The organism is Streptomyces sp. NPDC048331 (assembly GCF_043201215.1).
Classification (GTDB): domain Bacteria; phylum Actinomycetota; class Actinomycetes; order Streptomycetales; family Streptomycetaceae; genus Streptomyces.
In genome coordinates, this window is record NZ_JBICYT010000003.1 from 263,616 (window position 1) to 284,369 (window position 20,754).

At 73.3% G+C, this 20,754-nt stretch carries 14 protein-coding genes; 9 read left to right on the forward strand and 5 right to left on the reverse strand.

Annotation, left to right across the window (positions count from 1 at the left end; translation table 11 throughout):
• Positions 1-148: 148 nt before the first annotated feature.
• Positions 149-760: a GNAT family N-acetyltransferase gene (locus ACGFYY_RS07230; RefSeq protein WP_393707510.1), complete on the reverse strand. Its 612-nt coding sequence runs from the start codon at positions 758-760 to the stop codon at positions 149-151.
• Between the two features lie 141 nt (positions 761-901).
• On the opposite strand from ACGFYY_RS07230, the gene ACGFYY_RS07235 reads away from it, so the two are divergent.
• Positions 902-3,199, forward strand: a complete 2,298-nt coding sequence (locus ACGFYY_RS07235) for a HelD family protein (protein ID WP_393707511.1) — start codon at positions 902-904, stop codon at positions 3,197-3,199.
• Here ACGFYY_RS07235 and ACGFYY_RS07240 read toward each other — a convergent pair.
• Positions 3,189-4,682, reverse strand: coding sequence for an FUSC family protein (locus ACGFYY_RS07240; protein WP_365266432.1), 1,494 nt, complete (start codon positions 4,680-4,682; stop codon positions 3,189-3,191). The genes ACGFYY_RS07235 and ACGFYY_RS07240 overlap by 11 nt on opposite strands.
• A 382-nt stretch (positions 4,683-5,064) precedes the next feature.
• Between ACGFYY_RS07240 and ACGFYY_RS07245 the strand changes: the two genes are divergently transcribed.
• Both ACGFYY_RS07245 and ACGFYY_RS07250 read left to right on the forward strand, forming a co-directional pair.
• Positions 5,065-5,535: a MarR family winged helix-turn-helix transcriptional regulator gene (locus tag ACGFYY_RS07245; RefSeq protein ID WP_393707512.1), complete on the forward strand. Its 471-nt coding sequence runs from the start codon at positions 5,065-5,067 to the stop codon at positions 5,533-5,535.
• 160 nt (positions 5,536-5,695) lie between these two features.
• The gene (locus ACGFYY_RS07250; protein ID WP_393707513.1) at positions 5,696-8,746 is read left to right on the forward strand and encodes a BTAD domain-containing putative transcriptional regulator; all 3,051 of its coding nucleotides are present in this window, start codon (positions 5,696-5,698) and stop codon (positions 8,744-8,746) included.
• Positions 8,747-8,874: 128 nt separating this feature from the next.
• Here ACGFYY_RS07250 and ACGFYY_RS07255 read toward each other — a convergent pair whose 3' ends face one another.
• Positions 8,875-9,096: a hypothetical protein gene (locus ACGFYY_RS07255; protein ID WP_365266301.1), complete on the reverse strand. Its 222-nt coding sequence runs from the start codon at positions 9,094-9,096 to the stop codon at positions 8,875-8,877.
• Positions 9,097-9,296: 200 nt separating this feature from the next.
• Between ACGFYY_RS07255 and ACGFYY_RS07260 the strand changes: the two genes are divergently transcribed.
• The 6 genes from ACGFYY_RS07260 to ACGFYY_RS07285 all read left to right on the forward strand — a co-directional run bounded on the left by ACGFYY_RS07260 (position 9,297) and on the right by ACGFYY_RS07285 (position 18,354).
• The gene (locus ACGFYY_RS07260; RefSeq protein ID WP_393707514.1) at positions 9,297-11,168 is read left to right on the forward strand and encodes a BTAD domain-containing putative transcriptional regulator; all 1,872 of its coding nucleotides are present in this window, start codon (positions 9,297-9,299) and stop codon (positions 11,166-11,168) included.
• Between the two features lie 94 nt (positions 11,169-11,262).
• Complete coding sequence (locus ACGFYY_RS07265; RefSeq protein ID WP_393707515.1) at positions 11,263-14,538, forward strand: amino acid adenylation domain-containing protein; 3,276 nt, start codon at positions 11,263-11,265, stop codon at positions 14,536-14,538.
• 54 nt (positions 14,539-14,592) lie between these two features.
• A complete protein-coding gene (gene glyA / locus ACGFYY_RS07270) occupies positions 14,593-15,993 on the forward strand; it encodes a serine hydroxymethyltransferase (RefSeq protein WP_393707516.1) in 1,401 nt (466 codons plus the stop codon).
• Positions 15,990-16,679, forward strand: a complete 690-nt coding sequence (locus ACGFYY_RS07275) for a DUF2461 domain-containing protein (protein WP_393707517.1) — start codon at positions 15,990-15,992, stop codon at positions 16,677-16,679. The genes glyA and ACGFYY_RS07275 overlap by 4 nt, the downstream gene beginning before the upstream one ends.
• Positions 16,676-17,746: a threonine aldolase family protein gene (locus ACGFYY_RS07280; protein ID WP_393707518.1), complete on the forward strand. Its 1,071-nt coding sequence runs from the start codon at positions 16,676-16,678 to the stop codon at positions 17,744-17,746. Before ACGFYY_RS07275 ends, ACGFYY_RS07280 begins: the two co-directional genes overlap by 4 nt.
• 26 nt (positions 17,747-17,772) lie before the next feature.
• Positions 17,773-18,354, forward strand: coding sequence for a GNAT family N-acetyltransferase (locus ACGFYY_RS07285; protein ID WP_030713495.1), 582 nt, complete (start codon positions 17,773-17,775; stop codon positions 18,352-18,354).
• 64 nt (positions 18,355-18,418) lie between these two features.
• On the opposite strand, the gene ACGFYY_RS07290 is transcribed toward ACGFYY_RS07285, so the two are convergent.
• The gene (locus ACGFYY_RS07290; protein WP_365266318.1) at positions 18,419-19,564 is read right to left on the reverse strand and encodes an acyl-CoA dehydrogenase family protein; all 1,146 of its coding nucleotides are present in this window, start codon (positions 19,562-19,564) and stop codon (positions 18,419-18,421) included.
• Positions 19,561-20,751, reverse strand: a complete 1,191-nt coding sequence (locus tag ACGFYY_RS07295; RefSeq protein WP_393707519.1) for an acyl-CoA dehydrogenase family protein — start codon at positions 20,749-20,751, stop codon at positions 19,561-19,563. Before ACGFYY_RS07295 ends, ACGFYY_RS07290 begins: the two co-directional genes overlap by 4 nt.
• Positions 20,752-20,754: the final 3 nt, after the last annotated feature.

A 20,754-nucleotide genomic window follows, 5' to 3' on the forward strand; every position in this document is an offset into this window, starting at 1 on the left:
ACAATTACCCGTTGTACATGCCGCAGGTCAGCGTGGGGTGATGGGCGGCAAGGGTGCACTCCTTGGGGTGATCCCCGGCGAATCGGGCTGCGGTGGGACACGCGGGGGCGTACGATCCGGCGCGATCCGGGAGTTGACCGTGCGCCGGTCAGCGGCAGGGGCGGCTCATGTAGAGCGCCCGCTCACCGGCCGCCGGCGTGCCGTCGTAGAGCGCGGTGTCGAGGCCGCAGAAGGTGAACCCCATCCGCCGATAGGCGTGCACGGCCGGGGCGTTGACCGAGCTGACCTCCAACCACAGGTGCCGCGCGCCCCGTTCGCGGGCGAATCGCTCGGCGCACTCCATCAGGCCGCGGCCGACGCCACGGCCCCGGTGGCCGGGCGCGACCTCGATGTCCTCGACCGTCAGCCGTCGATTCCAGGGCGCGTATCCGACGGCGGCGTACCCGCACAGCAGGTCGCCGTCGAGGGCCACGAAGGTCCGCGCGTCGGCGTCCGAGTCCTTCCCGCCGCCGAAGACCTGCTCGTCGTGTTCCTCGGGCGGGAACACCTTGTGCACGGGGGGGTCCACGGGGACCTCGCGGAGCAGGAAGCCGAAGCCGACGCCCCGGCCGTCACCGCCGCAGTCGCCCGGGCCGGGCGCGCTCACCTCGAAGACCGTGGCGGTGGTGAAGGAGCCGTCCAGGGCCTCGATGGCACCCGCGTCCTCGGGACGGGCGGGGCGGTACACGATCGTGTCGGCCGAGCCGTGTGCGGTGGTCATGAGATCCACCGTACGCAAAAAATCCCCCGGCCGAATTGGCTACCGAGGGAGAGAAGAGCGTATATTCATTGGTTCACGACTTCGCCTTGAACGAGGTCGTGGTGAAGCTTACGAGGACACTGTATCGCGGCAGGAGTGCAATTGTCAACCGAGGAATTCCGGAAAGAGCAGCAATTCGTCACCGATCTCTATCGGCGTCTCGACGGCCTGCGTGACCAGGCCGAACGGGCGGTCGAAGGGGCGCTGCGCGATGTCGGGACCGGCCTTCAGGCGCGGTTGGAGCGGGACGTCCTCGTCGCTGAGCAGTCCGGTCTGCTTTCCGCCCTGAACGCGGGCGAGAACGGCCTCTGTTTCGGCCGTCTGGAGTTCTCCGACGGCCGGGACCATCACATCGGCCGGCTCGGAATCCGGGCCGACGACGCGGAACGCACTCCGTTGGTCCTGGACTGGCGCGCGGACGTGGCCCGCCCCTTCTATCTCGCCACCGGTCACACCCCGATGGGGCTGCGTCGCCGCCGGCACATCAGCAGCCGGGGGCGCGAGGTCACCGCCCTGCACGACGAGATCCTCGACCTGACCGACGCGGAGCGCACCGGACACGAGGGCGCCGACGCGGACGCCGTGCTGCTCGCCGCGCTCGACGCCGCCCGGACCGGACGGATGCACGACATCGTGCGCACCATCCAGGCCGAGCAGGACCGGATCATCCGCTCCACGCACCGCGGGGTGCTCGTCGTCGAGGGCGGTCCCGGCACCGGCAAGACCGCGGTCGCGCTGCACCGCGCCGCCTACCTGCTGTACGCCCACCGGGAGCTGCTCGCCAAGCGCGGTGTGCTGATCGTCGGACCGGGCCCGGCCTTCCTCGGCTACATCGGCGGGGTGCTCCCGGCCCTCGGCGAGACGGGCGTGCTGCTGGCCACCCCCGGAGAGCTCTTCCCCGGAGTGCACGCCACCGGCACCGACCGGCCGGGCGCCGCGGCGGTGAAGGGGCGGGCCGCGATGGCGGAGGTCCTCGCCCGGGTGGTGACCGATCGGCAGGGCCTGCCGGAGACCGTACCGGCGGACACCGGCGAGGAGTACGACACCGTCCCCGAGCCGGCGCTGGAGATCGACCACGAGGAGTACGGGACGCTGCGACTGGACCGCACCATGGCGTACGAGGCGCGGGACCGCGCCCGCGCCACCGGGCTGCCGCACAACCAGGCGCGCCCCTCCTTCGCCTTCCCGATCATCGACGCGCTCACCGCGCAGCTCGCCGACCGGCTGGGCGCCGATCCGTACGGCGGTCCCAACCTCCTCGGCTCGGACGACATCGCCCAGCTGGGCAAGGAGATCGCGACGAGCTCCGCCGTGCACGCGGCGATCGACTCGCTCTGGCCCTCTCTCACGCCCCAGCGGCTGATCTCCGACTTCCTCGCGGATCCCACGCACCTGCCCGCGCACGAGGCCGACCTGATCCGGCGCGCGCCCTCGGCCCGGCCCGACTGGACCCCGGCCGACGTGCCGCTCCTGGACGAGGCGGCCGAGCTGCTCGGCGAGGACGACACCGCCCGGCGGGCCGCCGAGGAGCGGGACCGGCAGCGGCGCATCGCCTACGCCCAGGGGGTGCTGGACCTGTCCGAGGGCTCGCAGTCGTACGAGTTCGAGGACGAGGAGAGCGAGTACCTCGCGGCCCACGACATCATCGACGCGGAGCGGATGGCCGAGCGTCATGAGGAGGCCGACCACCGCAGCACCGCCGAGCGGGCCGCGGCCGACCGTACCTGGGCCTTCGGACACGTCATCGTGGACGAGGCGCAGGAGCTGTCGGCGATGGCGTGGCGGCTGCTGATGCGGCGCTGCCCGACCCGGTCGATGACGCTGGTCGGCGACCCCGCGCAGACGGCCGACGAGGCGGGCTGCGGGTCGTGGGAGCGGATCCTCTCGCCGTACGTGGGCGAGCGCTGGGAGTGGGTCCGGCTGGGGGTCAACTACCGCACGCCGGCGGAGATCATGGAGGTGGCGGCGGCCGTGCTGCGGGCCCGCGATCCCGGCTTCGAGCCGCCGCGGTCGGTACGGGCCACCGGGGTGCGGCCGTGGGCGCGCGCGAGCGACGACCTGGCGGCGGCGACCCGGGAGGCCGTGGCGCGTGAGCTGCCGGCCGAGGGGCGGCTCGCGGTGATCGCGCCGCGGGCGCGGCACGCGGCCCTGGCCGCCGTACTGCCGGGGGTACGGGAGGGCGCCGAACCGGATCTGACCGAGGCGGTGGTCCTGCTGGACCCGCGCCAGGCCAAGGGGCTGGAGTTCGACACGGTGATCGTGGTGGAGCCGGCCGAGCTGCGGCCGAGCGATCTGTACGTGGCGCTGACCCGGGCGACCCAGACCCTCGGGGTGGTGCACACCGCCGGTCGGCTGCCGGCGGGACTGGCGGACACCCCGGAGGGGCTGCTCAGGCGCTGATGACGAGCGGCGCCCGGGGGTCGGTGCGCAGCGGGGTCGCCAGTGCCACGAGGGTGTGTTCCAGGCCGTGGAGGTGGGCGAGCGCCGGTTCCGCGGCGGCGGGCCGCGGCTGCGGCACGGTGGCGGGCCCGGCCGTTCCGTGCGGGGTGGTCAGGGCTTCCACCGCGGCCTCCACGCGCCAGCAGGCGGCGGCGAGCCGGGCGTCGTGCGAGGCCTGCGGATCGGCGGCGACGGCGACGAGGCCGCGCACGTCCCGGGCGCAGTCGTCGAGCAGTGCGAGCACCTGCCGGGCCCGGGCCTTGCGGGCGCGCAGCGGGCTCAGCGGGTGGACGAGCGGCGCGAGGGCCGTCCGGACCCGGCCCAGCAGCAGTTCCAGCTCGGCGGCATGCGGCGCGGGGTCGGCGTCCGGGTCGCCCGCGAGGCGGTCCAGGGCGGCCGCGGTGCAGGCGCGTACGCAGTGCAGGGCGCGCTGGATCCAGGCGTCGTTGGCGGCGTGGGTGGTGACCGGGAGGATGATCACGACGGCGAGGGCGGCGCCGAGCGCGCCGATGGCGGTCTCCTGGAAGCGCAGGAGCAGCAGTCCGGGGTGCAGGACGCCGAGCAGGCCGTAGAGCAGCCCCGCCATGACGGTGACGAAGAACATCATCCAGGAGTACGAGGGCGCGGCCGTGTAGAAGATCCCGAAGACGCATACGGCGACCAGGACGGCGGTGGGCATCGGCGCGCCGTGCAGGGGTACGGCGATCAGCAGGCCGGCGGCGATGCCGACGACGGTGCCGAGGACGCGGCGGAAGCCCCGTACCAGGGTCTCGCCCCGGGAGGTGGTGTTCACGAAGATCCACCAGGAGGTGCCGACGGCCCAGTACCAGCGGTCGTCGGAGAGCGCCTGGCCGATGCCGAGCGCGAAGGCGCAGGCGGCGGTGGCCTGGAAGGCCTGCCGCGTGGTCGGCCGCGCGAGCCCGGTCCCGGGGAGGCCGGGCGGGGCCGCGGGGGGCGGGGTGCGCCGCTCGATGGGCCACAGCAGGAAGCGCACGGCTCCGGCGGCGAGCAGCGCCAGGCCCACGGCGACGTACAGCTCGGGCAGCTGCCCGGGCCGGGCGTGCAGGAACTGGGTGACGAAGAACATCATGAAGCCGAAGATCCCGAGGGCGTGTCCGCGCGGGCCGAAGCGGCGGGCGTGGACCCCGGCGAACACGACGGCGAGGAAGGCGGCGTCCCGGGCGAGCGGCACTCCGTGCAGGGTGGTCGCGAGGGTCAGGACGGGGAATCCGGCGACGGGCAGCAGGGCGGTGGTGAGGCGCTGGGCGCGGACGTTCGCGTCGAGCACGGTGAAGAGGGCGAGCAGGGCGGCCAGTCCCCCGGTGATGGAGGCGGTCAGGGAGAGGCCGCACGCCTCGGCGAGGGCGACGGCGGCGGCGACGCCGATCACCGCGCGGGCCGAGTTCCGCAATCTCATACGCCCCGGATCCGGAGCCACGAACATCCTCTTCACGGCGGTGTGCCGCCCCCCTTGCAGTGGTGCGCGCCGGACCGGCGCCGCCCGGGGGTGGTGGGCGGCGGACGGGCACGGCGAAGGCGCCGCGCTCCGGAACCGGCCTCGTTGCCGTCCGGCGCTGCGCGGCGCCGTAAGTACATGGATACGACACAGATAAGCATCCGGGGGCCCACTGGCTCAACCGGACCCTCTGCGACTGGGCCATTGGCCTAGCTGGAGGCGGTGAGTGTCGACCATGGGCCTGCCATCGGCCCACTGCCGAGGGGGGCCGCACATCGAGCGGGTCACGCCTCCGTGGCCGACTCTCGTCCACGTGACCACGCGCTGTTATCGTGCAGCGACCCGCGGGGCGTACGGAAGGGGACCGACGTTGACGCGTACGGCGGAGTTCGGGGAGGCCGAGGCGTTCAGTCGGGCAGCCGTGGCCGTCTTCCGACTGAACGGACGGTTCACCGCGGCCCTCGACCGGCTCACGCTCGCCTCGGGGCTCAGCGCCGCGCGTTGGCAGATACTCACCACGGTGACGGAGGAATCACTTTCCGTGTCCGCCGTGGCCCGGCGGGTGGGGACCACGCGGCAGAGCGTGCAGCGCATAGCGGACCTGCTGGTGCGGCAGGGACTCGCGATCTACCTGGACAACCCGGCGCACCGGCGGGCCAAGCTGCTCACCGCCACCGAGCAGGGCGTGGCCGCGAAACGGGAGATCGACTCCTGTCTCGCCGAGCTGGCCCGGCAACTGTGCGAGGGCCTCGGCGGCGAGGACGAGGTGTACCGCACGGCCGAGGTGCTGCGGGGCCTGTCCGGCGCGTTGTCGTCGATCGGATCCGACGACTCTGCGTGAAGCCCGTACACGTGTCCACCGCTATACGGACAAGCCGGCCTGAAACTGCCCATGTTTTTCCAAAGAGTTGACTGCACCGAGGAACGCTCTTTGCGGTACCGTTCGCGCCTGACGCGGGGTTTCAAGGCCGGGGGACCTTTTGAATCGGTTTGTCTTCAGAGTGCTGGGACCGCTGCTCGTCCAGACCGATGACGGTCCGCTGCGCATCAACGGCCGGCGCCAGGTCACGGTCCTCGCGATGCTGGTCCTCTACGCCGACCGGATCGTGTCGGTGGACACCTTGGTGGACGCCGTCTGGCCGGAATCTCCCCCGGCGACGGCCCGCAACCAGATCGCGATCTGCGTGGCCACCCTCCGCAAGACCTTCAAGCAGGCCGGGGTGACCGATCTGCTGATCACCTCTCCCCCGGGCTATCTGCTGGCCAAGGGCGAGCACCGGATCGACGTCCAGGAGTTCCTGGAGCGGGCCGAGCAGGGGCGGGACGCCGCTCGGCACGGACGGACCGAAGAGGCGTGCGCCCAGTTCGAGGAGGCGCTCAGCGTCTGGCGGGGCTCCGCGCTCGACGAGCCGTCCGGTTCCCGGCTGGAGGCGGAGACCACCAGGCTGGAGCAGATGCGGCTCGCGCTGATCGAGGAACGTGCCGGGCTGATGCTCCAGCTGGGCCGGCACCGCGCGCTCACCGGCGAGCTCACCGAGCTGGTGGCCCGGCACCCCCTGCGCGAGCAATGCCGCGAACACCTCATGCTGGCGCTGTACCGGTCCGGGCAGCGGGCGGAGGCCCTGGAGGTGTTCCTGCACGGCCGCCGGTTACTCACCGAGCAACTCGGGATCGAACCGGGTCCCGGGCTGCGGCAGTTGCACGAACTGATCCTGCGTGACTCCCCCGAACTGACCCGGCCCCCCGCCACGGCGGTGCCCGCGCCGGCGGCCCTGAGCACCATCCCGGCACAACTGCCCGCCGATGTCATGGCGTTCACCGGCCGGCAGCGGGAGATGACCTCGCTGGACCGGCTCCTGAAGGAGCCCTACAACCCTCACACCCCGGCGCTGGCGACCATCGTCGGCGTGGGCGGGGTGGGCAAGACCGCCCTCGCGGTGCACTGGGCCAGCCAGGTCGCCGACCAGTTCCCGGACGGCCAGCTCTTCGCCGATCTGCGCGGGTACGACGAGGAGCACGCGCCGGTGTCCCCCGCCGCCGTGCTCGACCGGTTCCTGCGGGCGCTCGGGATCGGCGCACCCCAGATACCGACGGATCCCGACGAGCGGGCCTCGCTGTTCCGGAGCCTGCTCAGCACCCGCAAGACACTGATCGTCCTGGACAACGTACGCTCCTTCGACCAGCTCAGACCCCTGCTCCCGGGTGGCGGGCGCAGCGTGGTGCTGGCCACCAGCCGGGAGAGCCTGGGCGATCTGACCGGGGACTACACGGCGCTGACCCTGCGGTTGCGGATGCTGGAGCCGGCCGAGGCGACGGCGCTGCTGATCAAACTGGCCGGGGCCGACCGGTTCGGCAGCGACCCGGTGGCGGTGGAACAGCTCGGCGCGCTCTGCGACTGCCTCCCGCTCGCCCTGCGGATCGCCGGGGCGCGACTGGCGGCCAAACCCGGTCTGAGCGTACGGAGCCTGGTGGCGCGGCTGCGCGACCACCGGTCGCGGCTCGACGTACTGAGCCCGGGCGAGGGCGGGGTGCGGGCCGGATTCCGGCTGACCTACCGGGACCTGCCCCCCGAGGCGGCCCGGATGTACCGCAGGCTCGGGCTCCTGCGCACGGCGGACTTCGCCGCCTGGGCGGGGGCGGCCGTCCTGGACACCGACGTGTGGCACGCGGAGGAACTGATCGACCACCTGGTCGACGCGCAGCTGCTGGAGGTGGCCGACGCCGAGCCGGGGCGGGCCGCCCGCTACCGGTTCCAGGACCTGCTGCGGCTGTTCGCCCGCGAGCGGGCGGAGTCCGACGAGCCGGAGGGGGAGACCGACGCGGCGCTGGAACGTGCCTTCGCCTCCTGGCTCTGGCTGGCCGAGGAGGCGCACCGGCGGATCGACGGGCGCGAGTTCCCGGTGGGCCGGACGCCCGAGCCGGCTCCGCGCTTCCTGCCGGAGCTGGCCGACGAGCTGCTGGCCGCGCCGATGGACTGGTTCGAGTCGGAGCGCACGGCCGTGACCGACCTGGTGGCGCACGCGGCGGAGACGGGCAGGGCCCGGTACGCGTGGACGTTGACCGAGAGCGCGGTACCGCACTTCGAGACGAAGAACTACCTGGAGGACTGGCAGCGCTGCGCCGAGCAGGCGCTGGCCGCGGCCCGGCGCACCGGCGACGAGCCGGGCGAGGCGACGATGCTGCGGCTGCTGGGGTCGTTGGCGATCTACCAGCGGCGGTACGAGCAGGCCGAGGGGTGGAACAGGGCGGCGCTGCGGCTGCTGCGCAACGCCGGTGACATGGGCGGGGCGGCGCTCGCCCAGCGGAACCTGGCGATGTGCGCGCGGTTCCAGGGGGACTGGGAGCGGGCCCTGGAGTACTGCGAGGCGGCCCTCGGCGGTTTCCACGCGACGGGTGACATCGGGAACGAGGCCCATCTGCTGGGCTTCCAGGCGCAGATCGAGCTGGACCGGGGCAACGTGGGTGGCGCGCTGCCGCTCGCGGAGCAGGCGGTGGCGTTGAGCCGGCGCACCGGATCGGTGCGGGCGGAGGCGCAGAGCGTGTACCGGCTGGCCGAGGTGCGGCTGCGCGCGGGAGATCTTGACGAGGCCGCGGAGGCCTTCGGCGCGGTACTGCGGCTGACCCGGGGCGAGGGCGACCGGGTCGGGGAGGCGCACGCGCTGCGGGGGCTGGGACAGACGCAGTGGAGCCAGGGCCTGCTGCCCGCGGCGGGAGGGACGCTGCGGCAGGCCCTGGAGATCACTGATGAGCTGGCGGACCGTTTCCTGTACGCCCGGGTGGAGACGGATCTCGGGTGTGTGGAGGCGATCGGCGGCCGCCCGGCGGAGGCGGCGGAGAGGTTCCGGCGGGCGCGGGCCGCCTTCGGCGAGGTCGGCGCGCAGCCCTGGCGGGCCCAGGCGGACCGGCTGCTGGCGGCGGTCCAGGGCGCGGCGGGCGAGCCGGGTGGGCCGGGGGACCCGGGCGAGCGGGGCGGTGGGGGCGCCGGTGAACTGCCGCATCGTTCCTTCACGGCGGCGGAACTGACGGTGCTGCTGACGCATCCGGAGGGCTAAGGGCTGTCCCGTCATCCCCGGTGGATCAGCGCGCGGCGTCAGATGCGGTGCCTCTCCCCCAGCTACCGCTGGGAGGGGCCCCCGGGCGGAGGGGCTCCCTTGTACGTCGTACGGCGGAGCGGGACGGATCAGCCCCAGGGCATGTCGCCGTGCGTGCCGGCGGAGCCGTGGTGCGGGGGGACCACCGGCTTGACGACGCCCCAGGGCATGTCGTCGTCCGCCCGTGTGGTGGTGTGCGTGTCCGACAGGACGGCCGACGCTGCCCCCGTGCCGACGAACATCCCCGCAAGAACGACCAGGCAGGCCGCCGCCGTCGTGTTCGCCGTCTTCGCCGTCCGCGTGCTGCGCATCTGGGAATCCCCTCTCGGTGGAGCATCACTGCCGCTCGCTGCGGCATGAATGGAACCGTAGGGACGCCTCCTTTTTCTCCTGTGTTCCATCGATTTCGTGACCCTGGCCGCCCTCGAAATCGACACGATATCGAGGAGACAACGCACTCCACTAGCTTCGTTCAGAGATTCTTCTCCATGAATCACGGATGGGGCGGTACATGGAATTCCGAGTGCTCGGGCAAGTCGAGGTACGGCGGGACGGCCGCCGGGTCGCGTTCTCCGGGGCGAAGCTGCACACCGTGCTCGCGGCGCTCCTCGTGGCCCGTGAAGAGGTGATCTCCGACGAACGGCTGTGCCGGCTGCTGTGGGGCTGGGCTCCGCCGGCGACCGTCAGCGCACAGCTTTACACCTATGTTTCCCGCTTGCGCAAGATTCTCGGCGACGATGTTCTGATCGATCGTCGGCCGCCTGGATATGCCATGAGCATCGGTAATGCGACGCTCGACCTGAACGAATTCGAGAAGCTGGCGCTCGGCGGCCGCGAGGCACTGATCGCCGAGGACTTCGAAAAGGCCGGTGAGCTGCTGCGCGGCGCCCTGGCCCGGTGGAACGGGCTGCCCTTCGCCAACGCCACGGAATACCTGGCCGACGCCGAGGCGCCGCGGCTCACCGAGGCCCGGGCGGTCACGCTGGAGCACCGCATCGCGGCCGATCTCGCGCTGGGCCGGCACGAGCAGATCACCGGTGAGCTGACCGGCCTGGTCGCCGAGTACCCGCTGCGCGAGCGCATCCGGTGCCAGCTGATGACGGCGCTGTGCCGGTCGGGGCGGCAGGCGGACGCCATCCACCTCTACCACCACGGCCGCGCGGTGCTCGCCGACGAGCTGGGGGTGAACCCCGGGGAGGAGCTCCAGGCCACCTACCGGGCGCTGCTGGAGGGCACGCTGGACCGCCGGCCGCGCACCGCGGCGGCCTCGTCGACCGGCCCCCGGCGGGGCCCGGCCGGCCGCTCGGACGGCGCCCCGGCCATGCTGCCGCCGGACACCGTGGACTTCACCGGCCGGGAGCCCGAACTGGAGCTGCTGTGCCGAGCGCTGTCCCCCGACGCGCAGGGCACCGGGCGGCCCCGTCGGGTCCTGGTCACCGGAATGGCCGGGCTCGGCAAAACCGCCCTGGCCGTACACGCGGCCCACCGCTGCCGGGCCCACTTCCCCGACGGGCAGTTGTACGCCGACCTGCGGGCGCCCGACGGCACTCCCCGGCCCCCCACCCGGGTACTGCGCGGGCTGCTGCGCGCGCTGGGCCCGATGGACGACGTACCCGACGCCGAGGACCAGGACCAGTTGGTCCGGCTCTACCGCGAGCGAACCAGGGGCAAGCAGCTGCTGATCGTGCTGGACAACGCCGCCGGGGCCGCCCAGTTGGGTCCGCTGCTGCCCAACACCCCGGAGCCCGCGGTCCTGGTCACCGGGCGGACGGCCCTGCCCACCGTGGCCGGGGCACACACCGTGGCGCTCGCTCCGCTGGCACCCCGGGCCTCGCTGGAGCTGCTCTCGGCGGCGGCCGGTCCCTCCCGGGTGGCCTCGGCGCCCGGTGCGGCGTCCTCGATCGTCGAGCACTGCGCCGGCCTGCCGCTGGCCCTGCGCATCGTCGGGACCCGGATCGCGGCACGGCCGCACTCCACCCCGGACCGGCTCGCCCGCCGGCTGGCGGATCCCGTGACCCGGCTTCGGGAGCTGCACTCCGGTGATCTGGACGTGCACAGCTCGCTGCTGCCGTCCTGGCGGGCCCTGGACCCGGAGGTGCGCGCGGTGTTCCCGGCGCTGGCCGCGCTGGGCCCGCAGCCGTTCCCGGCCGCGGACGCGGCGATGTCGCTGAATCTGCCGGAGGTCGAGGCCGAGCGGCTGCTGGAGGCACTGGCCGACGCGGCCCTGCTGGAGGTCAGCGGGGCGGACGAGTGGGGTCAGCCCTGCTACCTGTTCCATCCGCTCGTCCGGCTCTTCGCTCTCTCCCTGGGCGAGGGAGCCGCGCCCGACCGCGGGACCGCCGCCCGGACGGAACATAACCGACGGCTAACTCACCGCCCCTAGCCTCGCCCTGCCCCGCAGCAGGGCGCTCCGGCCCCCGTACCCACCCCCGGGCAGGCACCAGCCGACGGCCCGTGACACCGAATGGAGTTGGACCATGACCGAGCTCCTGCCCGCTCGCGCGGACAGTGCCGCGTCCTTCCCGATGACCGAGACGCAACAGGCACTGATGATCGGGCGAGGTGAAGCGGTCGAGCTGGGCGGTATCGGCTGCTACGGATACTTCGAGTGGGAGCGTGCGGACCTCGATCCCGAGCGTTTCGCCGCCGCCTGGCGCAAGGTGGTCGCCCGTCACGACATGCTCCGCGCGATCGGCCGCACGGACGGCACCCAGTGGGTGCCGGCCGACCCGCTGCCCTTCGACATACCGGTCGTGGACCTGAGCGAACTGTCCGCCGACGCCTCGCGGGAGCGGCTCGCCGCGCTGCGGGACGAGATGAGCCATGTGGTCTTCCCGGTGGGCAGCTGGCCGCTGTTCGACCTGCGGATCATCCGGCTGGGCGGTCCCGGGAACCTGAGCCGCGTCCACCTCGGGATCGACCTGCAGGTGCTGGACGCCTCCAGTGCGTTCCAGGTGCTCTTCCCCGAGCTCGTCGACCTGTACGAGGACCCGGACGCCGAACTCCCCGAGCCCGGTATCGACTTCGCCGAGTACGCCCGGTGGCGCGCCGACGCCCTGCCGCACACGGAGGCCTTCCGTGCCGCCCGTGCGTACTGGGTGGAGCGCGTCCCCACCCTGCCGCCGGCCCCCTCGCTGCCCACGGGCGCCGCCGACACCGGGCGCGAGGTGCGCTTCGACCGGCGCGAGCACCGGCTGGCCCCGACCGAATGGCAGCGCTTCTCGGCGCGGGCGCACGAGGCGGGGCTGACACCGTCGATCCTGCTCACCGCCGCCTTCGCCGAGGTGGTGAGGTGCTGGTCGGAGGAGTCGGACTTCACCATCAACTACCCGATCTTCCAGCGCCCGGCGGTGCACCCGGACATCACCGGTGTCCTCGGAGACTTCACCAACGCCGTGATGCTCGCCGCCGACGGTTCGGGCGCGACCTTCCTGGACCGCGCGCACGCGCTGCGCGACCAGCTCGCCCGCGACGCGGAGCACGGCTCGTTCAACGGCGTCCGGGTGCTGCGCGAGCTGACCCGGCTGCACGGGGTGGGCGCGCAGGCCGGCATGCCGGTGGTGGTGACCAGCCTGCTCGACTACCCGGTGCGCAGGCCCGTCACGGACCTGGGCCGGGAGGTGTACTCGATCTCGCAGACCCCGCAGGTCTCGCTCGACGTACAGCTGCGCGAACTGGCCGGTGAGCTGCGCGTCATCTGGGACTTCGTCGACGGGGCGTTCGCGCCCGGCTTCATCGACGCCGCCTTCGGTGTGTACGTGGACCTGCTGGAGCGGCTCACGCGGGACCCGGAGGCACTGCACACCGGGCGCTTCGACCTGATCCCGGCGGCCGAGCGGACGCTGCGCCGCCAGGTCAACGACACCGCCGGGCAGATCCCGTACACCACCTTGCACGAGCTGTTCGCCCAGCAGGCGGAGCGCACGCCCGACGCCGAGGCCGTGGTGGACGGCAGCGGGCGGCGCCTGAGCTACGCCGAACTGGCCGCGTACGCCTGGCGGATCGGGCACACGCTGCGGGAACACGGGGCGGCTCCGGGCGAGCTGGTCGCCGTCGTGATGGAGAAGGGCTGGGAGCAGTACGCCGCGGTGTACGGGATCCTCGCCGCCGGCGCCGCCTACCTGCCGCTGGACCCGACCGTGCCGCCGGAGCGGCTGCGCCGGCTGCTCACCGAGGCCCAGGTGGACCGGATCCTCACCCAGTCCTGGCTGGACTCCCGGATCAGCCTGCCGCCCACGGCCCGCCGCTACCGGGTCGACAAGGACTTCGAGTCCGGCAACGGGATCCGGCCCGACACCGCCCAGACCCCGGCGGACCTCGCGTACACCATCTTCACCTCGGGCTCGACGGGTGAGCCCAAGGGCGTGATGGTCGACCACATCGGCGTGGTCAACCTGATCCGCGATGTCGCGACCCGTTTCGAGGTCGGTGCGCGGGACCGGCTGCTGGCCATCTCCGGCCTGCACTTCGACGCCTCGATCTACGACGTGTTCGGGGTGCTGACCCAGGGCGGGACCGTGGTGCTGCCCCCGCCGTTCGAGCACGCCGAGCCCGATGTGTGGGCCGATCTGGTGCGGACGGAGCAGGTCACCCTGTGGAACTCCGTGCCCGTCCTGATGGAGCTGCTCGTCGGCGAGGCCGAGGTGCGCGAGCGGCGCGGCGGCGACCGGCCGCTGGAGTCCCTGCGGCTGTCCGTGCTGTCCGGCGACTGGATCCCGCTGACACTGCCGGACCGGCTGCGGGCGCAGAGTCCCCGGATCGAGGTGGTGGGTTCGGGCGGTCCGACCGAGACGATCTGCTGGTCGCTGTTCCAGCCGATCGGCGAGGTCGACCCGTCCTGGACGAGCATCCCGTACGGCAAGCCGATCACCAACCAGCGTTACTACATCGTCGACGCGGCCGCCTACGAGCGTCCGCTCGGGGTGGTCGGCGAGATGGCCGTCGCCAGTGACGTCGGGCTCGCGCTGGGGTACTGGAACGACGCCGAGCGCACCGCGGACCGCTTCGTGCGCCTGCCGGAGACCGGCGAACGCGCCTATCTGACCGGCGACCTGGGCCGCTACCTGCCGGACGGCAGCATCGAGATCCTGGGCCGGGACGACTTCCAGGTGAAGATCCAGGGCCATCGGATCGAGCTCGGCGAGATCGAGGCCGTGCTGCGCCAGGACGTCGAGGTCGAGGCGGCCGTGGTGGTGGCCCCGGCCAGCGCCCACGGGGTGCGACGGCTGCACGCCTTCGTCGTGGCCGCGGCGGAGGCGGCCGGGCCGGTGCTGGAGCGGCTCGCCGCGCAGCTCCCCGGCTACATGGTGCCGGCCGCGCTCACCGTGCTGCCGGAACTGCCGCTGACCCGCAACGGCAAGGTCGACCGGCTGCTGCTGGCGTCCTCCGCCGGGCGGCAGCAGTCCGCCGACGAGGCGGCCGTACGGGAGGCCGGGGACGGGCCGGGCAGTGCGCTGGAGCTCGTGCTGTGCGCGGCGGTCGCCGACATCCTCGGCCTGGACGGGGTGGCGCCCGGTGACAACTTCTTCAGCCTGGGCGGCGATTCGCTCAGCGGTACCCGACTGGCCGGTCTGCTCAAGGAGCTGCTGGGGGTGCCGGTGCCGGTGAAGACCGTGTTCCAGAACCCGCTGATCTCCGAGCTGGCCGAGAAGATCGCCGCGGACGAGCAGCACGGCGCGGAGGCGGTCGCGGCGGCCGAGGCCTTCGGCGAGCTGGACGCCGACGAGACGGACACCGCCGATGCGGACGGCTGAGGACACGAGCCGGTTCAGCACGGCCATCACGGACGATTCCGAGAGGGGACAGTCATGAGCCTCACCCTGCCCGCGCCCGTCACCGATCCGCCGGCCGAGGACGGGCTCCGGGGCGGCGCGCCGCGGGACCCCGGGCCCGACCTGGTCGCGTTCGCCGCGCACGCCAACACCCGTTTGAGAGAACGCGATTCCGTCCTGTACGACCTGCTGGCCCGGGAGTCGGCGCGCCAACGCGACACCCTGATGATGGTCGCGGCGTCCAGCGTCGCGGATCCCTCCGTCCTGGCCTGCGAGGGCAGCGCGCTCGGCAATCTGACCGCCGAGGGCTTCCCCGGGAACCGCTACCACGCCGGATGCGGGGTCGCCGACGAGATCGAGCGCCTGGCGATCGACCGGGCCTGCGCGGCCTTCGGGGCGCAGGACGCGATCGTGCAGCCGCACTCCGGCTCCTCCGCCAACCTCGCCGTGATCACGGCGCTGCTGAACCCCGGCGACTCCCTGCTCGGGCTGGACCTGGACTGCGGCGGGCACCTCACCCACGGTTCCCCCGCCTCGGTGACCGGCCGCTACTACCGGGCCCACGGCTACCGGGTGACCCCGGACGGGCTGCTCGACTACGACCAGATCCGCGAACTGGCCCTGGAGCACCGCCCGAAGCTGATCGTCTGCGGGGCGAGCGCCTACCCCCGCAGCATCGACTTCGCCCGGTTCCGGGAGATCGCGGACGAGGCCAACGCCTATCTCCTGGCCGACATCTCGCACATCGCGGGACTGGTCGCGGCCGGCCTCCACCAGAGCCCCGTCGACCATGCCCACGTGACCACCACCAGCACCTACAAGCAGCTGTACGGCCCGCGCGGTGGGCTGATCCTGCTCGGCCGGGAGGCCCGCAGGGCCGGGCCGGAGCGAGGCACCCTGGCCGCGACCCTGCGCCGGGCCGTGTTCCCCTTCACCCAGGGCACGCCCGACCTGGCCTCGGTGGCGGCCAAGGCGCGCGCCCTGGACTTCGTGGCGAGCCCCGACTTCGCCGAGGTCGCCAAGCGGCTCGCCGACGGCGCGCAGGCGATCGCCGCACGGCTCCTGGACCGGGGGTTCCGGCTGGTCACGGGCGGCACCGACACCCATATGGTGCTCCTCGACCTGCGGGGCACCGGGGTCACCGGGGACGTCGCCGAGCAGGCCCTGGAGTCCTGCGGGATCGTCGTCAACCGCAACCGGGTCCCCGGCGACACCACCCCGGTCCGGGTGACCGGCGGACTGCGGCTCGGTACCAACACGCTGGCGGCGCGCGGGATGGACCACGCGGTGGCCGCAGAGTGCGCCGACCTGGTCGCCGACGTCCTGGTGGCGCTGCGCGCGCAGGGCGGCGTCCTGCCGGACGTCCTGCGCGACCGGGTGCGTACCCGGGTCTCCGAGCTGTGCGCCGCCCATCCCCTGCCGGGGTATCTGCCGTGACCTTCAGCGGCTTCCCGCCCTCGGCCTTGCGCCTGTACGAGGACCTCGCGGCCGAGAACAGCAAGGAGGCGTGGCGACTGCGCCACCGCGAGCGGTACGAGCGTGACGTACGTGCGCCGATGGACGAGCTGGCCGCTGAACTGGGCGCCTTCTTCGCGGAGTCGACCGGGTCGGGCGAGGTGCACGTGCTCGGCCCGGTCCGGGACACCCGGATGTCCCACGACAAGTCCCCGTACAAGACCTACCAGGGCGCCTATCTGGATCTGCTGCCCTGTCTGGGCCTGTGGGTGCACCTGGACCGGTACGGCCTCCACGCCTCGGGGCGCTGGTACCCGTACGCCGGGGCCGAGGTCGCCCGGTACCGCGCCGCCGTCGAGGAGGAGGACGGCGGCGCGGAGCTGGCCGCGATCGTGGGCCGGCTGGAGGAGCAGGGGTTCACCCTGGGCGGCGACCGGCTCAAGTCCCGGCCTCGGGGGGTCCCCGCGGACCACCCGCGGCTGGGGCTGTTGCGCCACCGCAAGATCGACGCGTGGCGCCGCCACGGTCCGGACGCCGGGCTGCACACGGCGCGCGCCGGGGACCTGGTACGGGAGACCTGGCTGCTGGTGCGCCCGCTGCTGGACTGGATGGCGGCCCGCGAACTCACCCCACAGCCCCGCGAGCGAGGAGTTGACGTACCGTCATGAGCATCGGGAGTTTCGAGACCGTCGATCTGCGCAGCGACACGGTGACCCGGCCGGGCGCCGGGATGCGGGCCGCGATGGCCGCCGCGGAGGTCGGCGACGACCTGTTCGGGGAGGACCCGACCGTCCGGGCGCTGGAGGACCGGCTGGCCGGGCTCTTCGGCTTCTCCGGGGCTCTGTTCACCCCCTCCGGGGTGATGGCCAACCAGATCGCGCTCCAGCTCCTCGTCGGTCCCGGCGAGGAGCTGGTGTGCGACGCCGAGGCGCACATCCTGGCGCACGAGGAGGCCTCCCCGGCCCGCTACGGCGGGATCCAGACACGCACGGTGGCGGCGGAGCGGGGGGTGGTCACCACGGCCCTGCTGGCCGGGGTGGTCCGGCGGGGGAACCCGTACACGCTCGGCACCCGTGCGGTCGAGGTCGAGCAGACCCACACCCGGGCGGGCGGCACGGTCCACCCGCTGGACACGCTGCGCGCCGTCCGCGAACTGACGTCCGGCGCGGGCCTGGCGGTCCACATGGACGGGGCCCGGATCTGGAACGCGATGGCCGCGACGGGCACCTCCGCGCACGCGTACGGGCGGACGGCCGACTCGCTGTCCGTGTGCCTGTCGAAGGGCTTGGGCGCGCCCGTCGGCTCGGTGCTCCTGCTGGCGGCCGAACAGCTCGCACGGGCAAGGAAGTTGCGGCACGGCCTCGGCGGCGGGATGCGCCAGTCGGGCATCCTGGCGGCTGCGGGACTGTACGCCCTGGACCACCATGTGGAGCGGATCGCCGAGGACCACGCCCATGCCGCGCTGCTGGCGGCGGGGCTGCGGGACGCGGGGTTCACCGTGCGCCCGCCGGAGACCAACATCGTCCTCATCGAGGTTCCCGGCGCCGACGAGGTCGTCGCACGGGCCGCCAAGGAAGGAGTACTGGTGACCGCGCCCGGCCCGGAGACGGTCCGGCTGGTCACTCATCTGGACGCAGGACGGCAGGCGTGTCGGCGGGCCCTCGGGGTGCTGGCCGCCGTGATGACCGATGTCGTCACCGGGTCGCGGGACACCGCGGCCGCGGGACGCTCGTAAGAAGCGGAAGAGAGCGAAGTAGCAGCATGAGTTTAGAAGTACGGCCCGCCACGGCGGATCTGTGGGACGACATCCGCCAGGTGCTCCAGCCGAAGAAGAGCGCGCACACGTGCTGGTGCATGGCGTGGCGGCTGTCCACCGGCGACTACGGGCGGCTCACGGCGGACGAGCGGGGCGAGCACCTGCGTGGCCTCATGGAGAAGGCCGATCCGCCGCCGGGGGTCCTCGGGTTCCTGGACGGCGAGGTGGCCGGCTGGTGCAACGTGGCGCCGCGCCGGCAGCTGGACCGGCTGACCTCCTCGAAGACGATCACACCGGTGGACGATCTGCCCGTGTGGTCGGTGACCTGCTTCGTCGTGCGCAAGGACTTCCGCGGCAAGGGGGTCGCCTCGGGCCTGCTGGAGGGGGCCGTCGAGCACGCGCGCGCCCACGGCGCGCCGGCCGTCGAGGGATATCCGGTGGACCCGGAGGGCGGGCGGGTGAATCCGACCCTCGCCTATGTCGGGACGATGGACATGTTCGAGCGGGCGGGCTTCCGCCGGGTCCACCGCACCGAGGCCAAGAGCGACAAGCGCCACCGCTGGGTCATGCGCCGCGACCTGGTCTGACGGTCTCGCGGTACGAGGAAGGGGCTCCCGCGGCGCGGGGGCCCCTTCCTCGTACGGGCGCCGGTCAGGGCGTGTGTGCCGCGATGTCCCAGAGGTGGGCGGGACGCCCGCAGCGCATGGCCTCCCAGGCCGCGCGCCGGTAGCAGCCCGCCACCAGGCCGTCGCGGACCAGGCCCGAGGCGCCGTGCAGGTGGACCGCGTCACGCGTCACGTCGAGGGTGGTCTCCGCCGTGAGGGCGATCAGCCCGGCGGCCTCCCCCGCGCTGAGCCGGTCCTCGTCGAGGTCCCGGGCCGCGTCGCCGACGGCCCAGCGCACGGCGTCGAGGCGGGCCAGCAGGCCTGCCACGCGCAGCCGGGGGCCCTGGTGTTTGACCAGGGCCTGGCCGAACTGCTGCCGGCCGCGGATCCGGGAGACGACCGCGGTCAGGGCGGCAGCCGTGATCCCGGCCAGCAGCGAGGCCTGGTGGACGGCGGCGCGCAGGCCCACGCGGGCGAGGGCCTGTTCGGCGGCCAGGCCGCTCAGCAGCACCGCCTCGGCGGGCAGCCGGACCTCGTCGAAGACGGCACCGGCTACGGCTCCCCCGCCGTGGTCGCGCAGCGGGCGTACCCGGACGCCGTCGGTGGGCAGGGTCACGAGGGCCACGCACGGACCGTCGGGCCCTGCGGCCAGGACCAGCAGGGCGCCGGGGTCGACGCCGGCGGCGAAGGGTCCGCCGGTGCCGGTGAGGACGACGCCGCCGGTGTCCGGGTCCGGTTTCCAGGTGACGCCCGGCGGTACGGTGCCTCGCGGATCGGGCAGCCGGCCCGGCACGGCGAGTGCCAGTTCCCCGGTACGGACCTGGTCCAGGAGGAGGTCGGCGGCTTCGGGGGCGAGCGGGCCGAGGCCGGAGATCAGGTCCAGGGCGAGGAGGGTGTCGGTGAGCGGGACGGGCTGTGTCGCGTTGCCCGCCTCCTCGCACACCATGGCGACGACCGCCTGTCCGAGGTCGAGGCCGTCGTGACCGATGGGCAGGGCGAACTCCCACGCGCCGACCTGGGTCAGCGCCTCCCAGGCGCCGGCGGGGGTGTCCCCGTCGACCTCCAGGCCCTGGCGCACGGTGAGCCGGAGCTGGCGGAAGAGGGAGTCCTCGTCCTCCCGCTCCCGCCAGCGCTCGGGCGCCGCCGGGCTCCGGCCGCCCGTACCGTTCCCGCCTACCGCCTGTGATGTCACGGCCGTACCTCCGCCCCTGAGTCGAGACGCAGCCGGGCCAGCGTCTCCAGCATCATTTCGGCGGTGCCGCCCGATATCCGCATCCCGGGGGCTTCGCGCAACGCCGCGTCGAGTGGGTGTGCCACCCCGTCGACCTCGGGGTCGTCGAGGGTCATGCTGCGGTCACCGTCGAGTTCCGCGGCCCACCAGGCCACCTCGGCGGCCAGCTCGGTGGTGTACCACTTGGCGGCGGCGGCCTCGTCCTCGTTGAGCTCGCCCCGGTCGAGGCGGGTGAGGACGCGCCGGACCAGCGTGCCCGCCGCCAGCAGCCGGGCGTTGAGTTTGGCCAGGCCGATCTGGTCGTGCTGGCCGGCCTCCAGCCGGTCGGTGTGGACCTCCAGCCGTTCCACGGCGGCCCGGTACCAGCGCAACGCCTTGACGTAGTAGTCGAGTCCGGTGCGCTCGAAGGCGAGCGTCTTGACCACGATGGCCCAGCCCTGGCCGGTCTCGCCGACCACGTCGTCGGCGGTCACGGCCACACCGTCGAGGGTGACCTCGTGGAAGGCGTCGTCGCCCATGCCCGGGATCTGCCGGATGGTGACACCGGGCTGGGCCAGCGGGACGAGGAACAGGCTGAAGGCGTCGTCCTCGCCGCGGGCCAGGCACAACCCGTAGTCGGCGAGTCGGGCGAAGAGCGAGTGGACCTTGGTGCCGTACAGCTTGTAGCCGCCCTTGCCGTCGGAAACGGCCCGGGTGGACAGGATGTTGAGGTCGGAACCGGCCTGGGGTTCGCTGAACAGCACGCAGCCGAAGGCGGTGCCGGCCGCGAAGCCGGGAAGGTGTCGGGCCTTCATGGCCGGGCTCGCGACGTTGAGCAGGGTGGATCCGACGATCTGCACGGTGAGGGTGTGCAGCAGGTCGGGGACGTCGTGCATGGCCAGTTCCTCGACCAGCACGGCGGCCGCGACCTGGCTGATGCCGCGGCCGCCGTACTCCTCGGGCCACTGGGGCGCGAGGAGGCCCTGTTCGCCCAGGGCCCGGTGGATGGGCCGGGGATCGCGGGTGCGCCGGGCCTCGGCCACGGGGGCCGAGACGAGGATGTCGTGGATGTCCTCGCGCAGGGCCCGCATGGGGGTGCGGGGCACGTCGGCCCCGCTCCGTACGAGCCCGCAGTCCGCGGGCGCGCGGTAGAACTCGGTGGTGAGCACGGG

Excerpts from the sequence above, each read along its gene's own strand:
- ACGFYY_RS07265 (WP_393707515.1), top strand. The coding sequence starts at position 11,263 with ATGACCGAGCTCCTGCCCGCTCGCGCGGACAGTGCCGCGTCCTTCCCG.
- ACGFYY_RS07255 (WP_365266301.1), bottom strand. The coding sequence starts at position 9,096 with ATGCGCAGCACGCGGACGGCGAAGACGGCGAACACGACGGCGGCGGCC.
- ACGFYY_RS07230 (WP_393707510.1), bottom strand. The coding sequence starts at position 760 with ATGACCACCGCACACGGCTCGGCCGACACGATCGTGTACCGCCCCGCC.
- ACGFYY_RS07240 (WP_365266432.1), bottom strand. The coding sequence starts at position 4,682 with ATGTTCGTGGCTCCGGATCCGGGGCGTATGAGATTGCGGAACTCGGCC.
- glyA (WP_393707516.1), top strand. The coding sequence starts at position 14,593 with ATGAGCCTCACCCTGCCCGCGCCCGTCACCGATCCGCCGGCCGAGGAC.
- ACGFYY_RS07260 (WP_393707514.1), top strand. The coding sequence starts at position 9,297 with ATGGAATTCCGAGTGCTCGGGCAAGTCGAGGTACGGCGGGACGGCCGC.
- ACGFYY_RS07285 (WP_030713495.1), top strand. The coding sequence starts at position 17,773 with ATGAGTTTAGAAGTACGGCCCGCCACGGCGGATCTGTGGGACGACATC.
- ACGFYY_RS07280 (WP_393707518.1), top strand. The coding sequence starts at position 16,676 with ATGAGCATCGGGAGTTTCGAGACCGTCGATCTGCGCAGCGACACGGTG.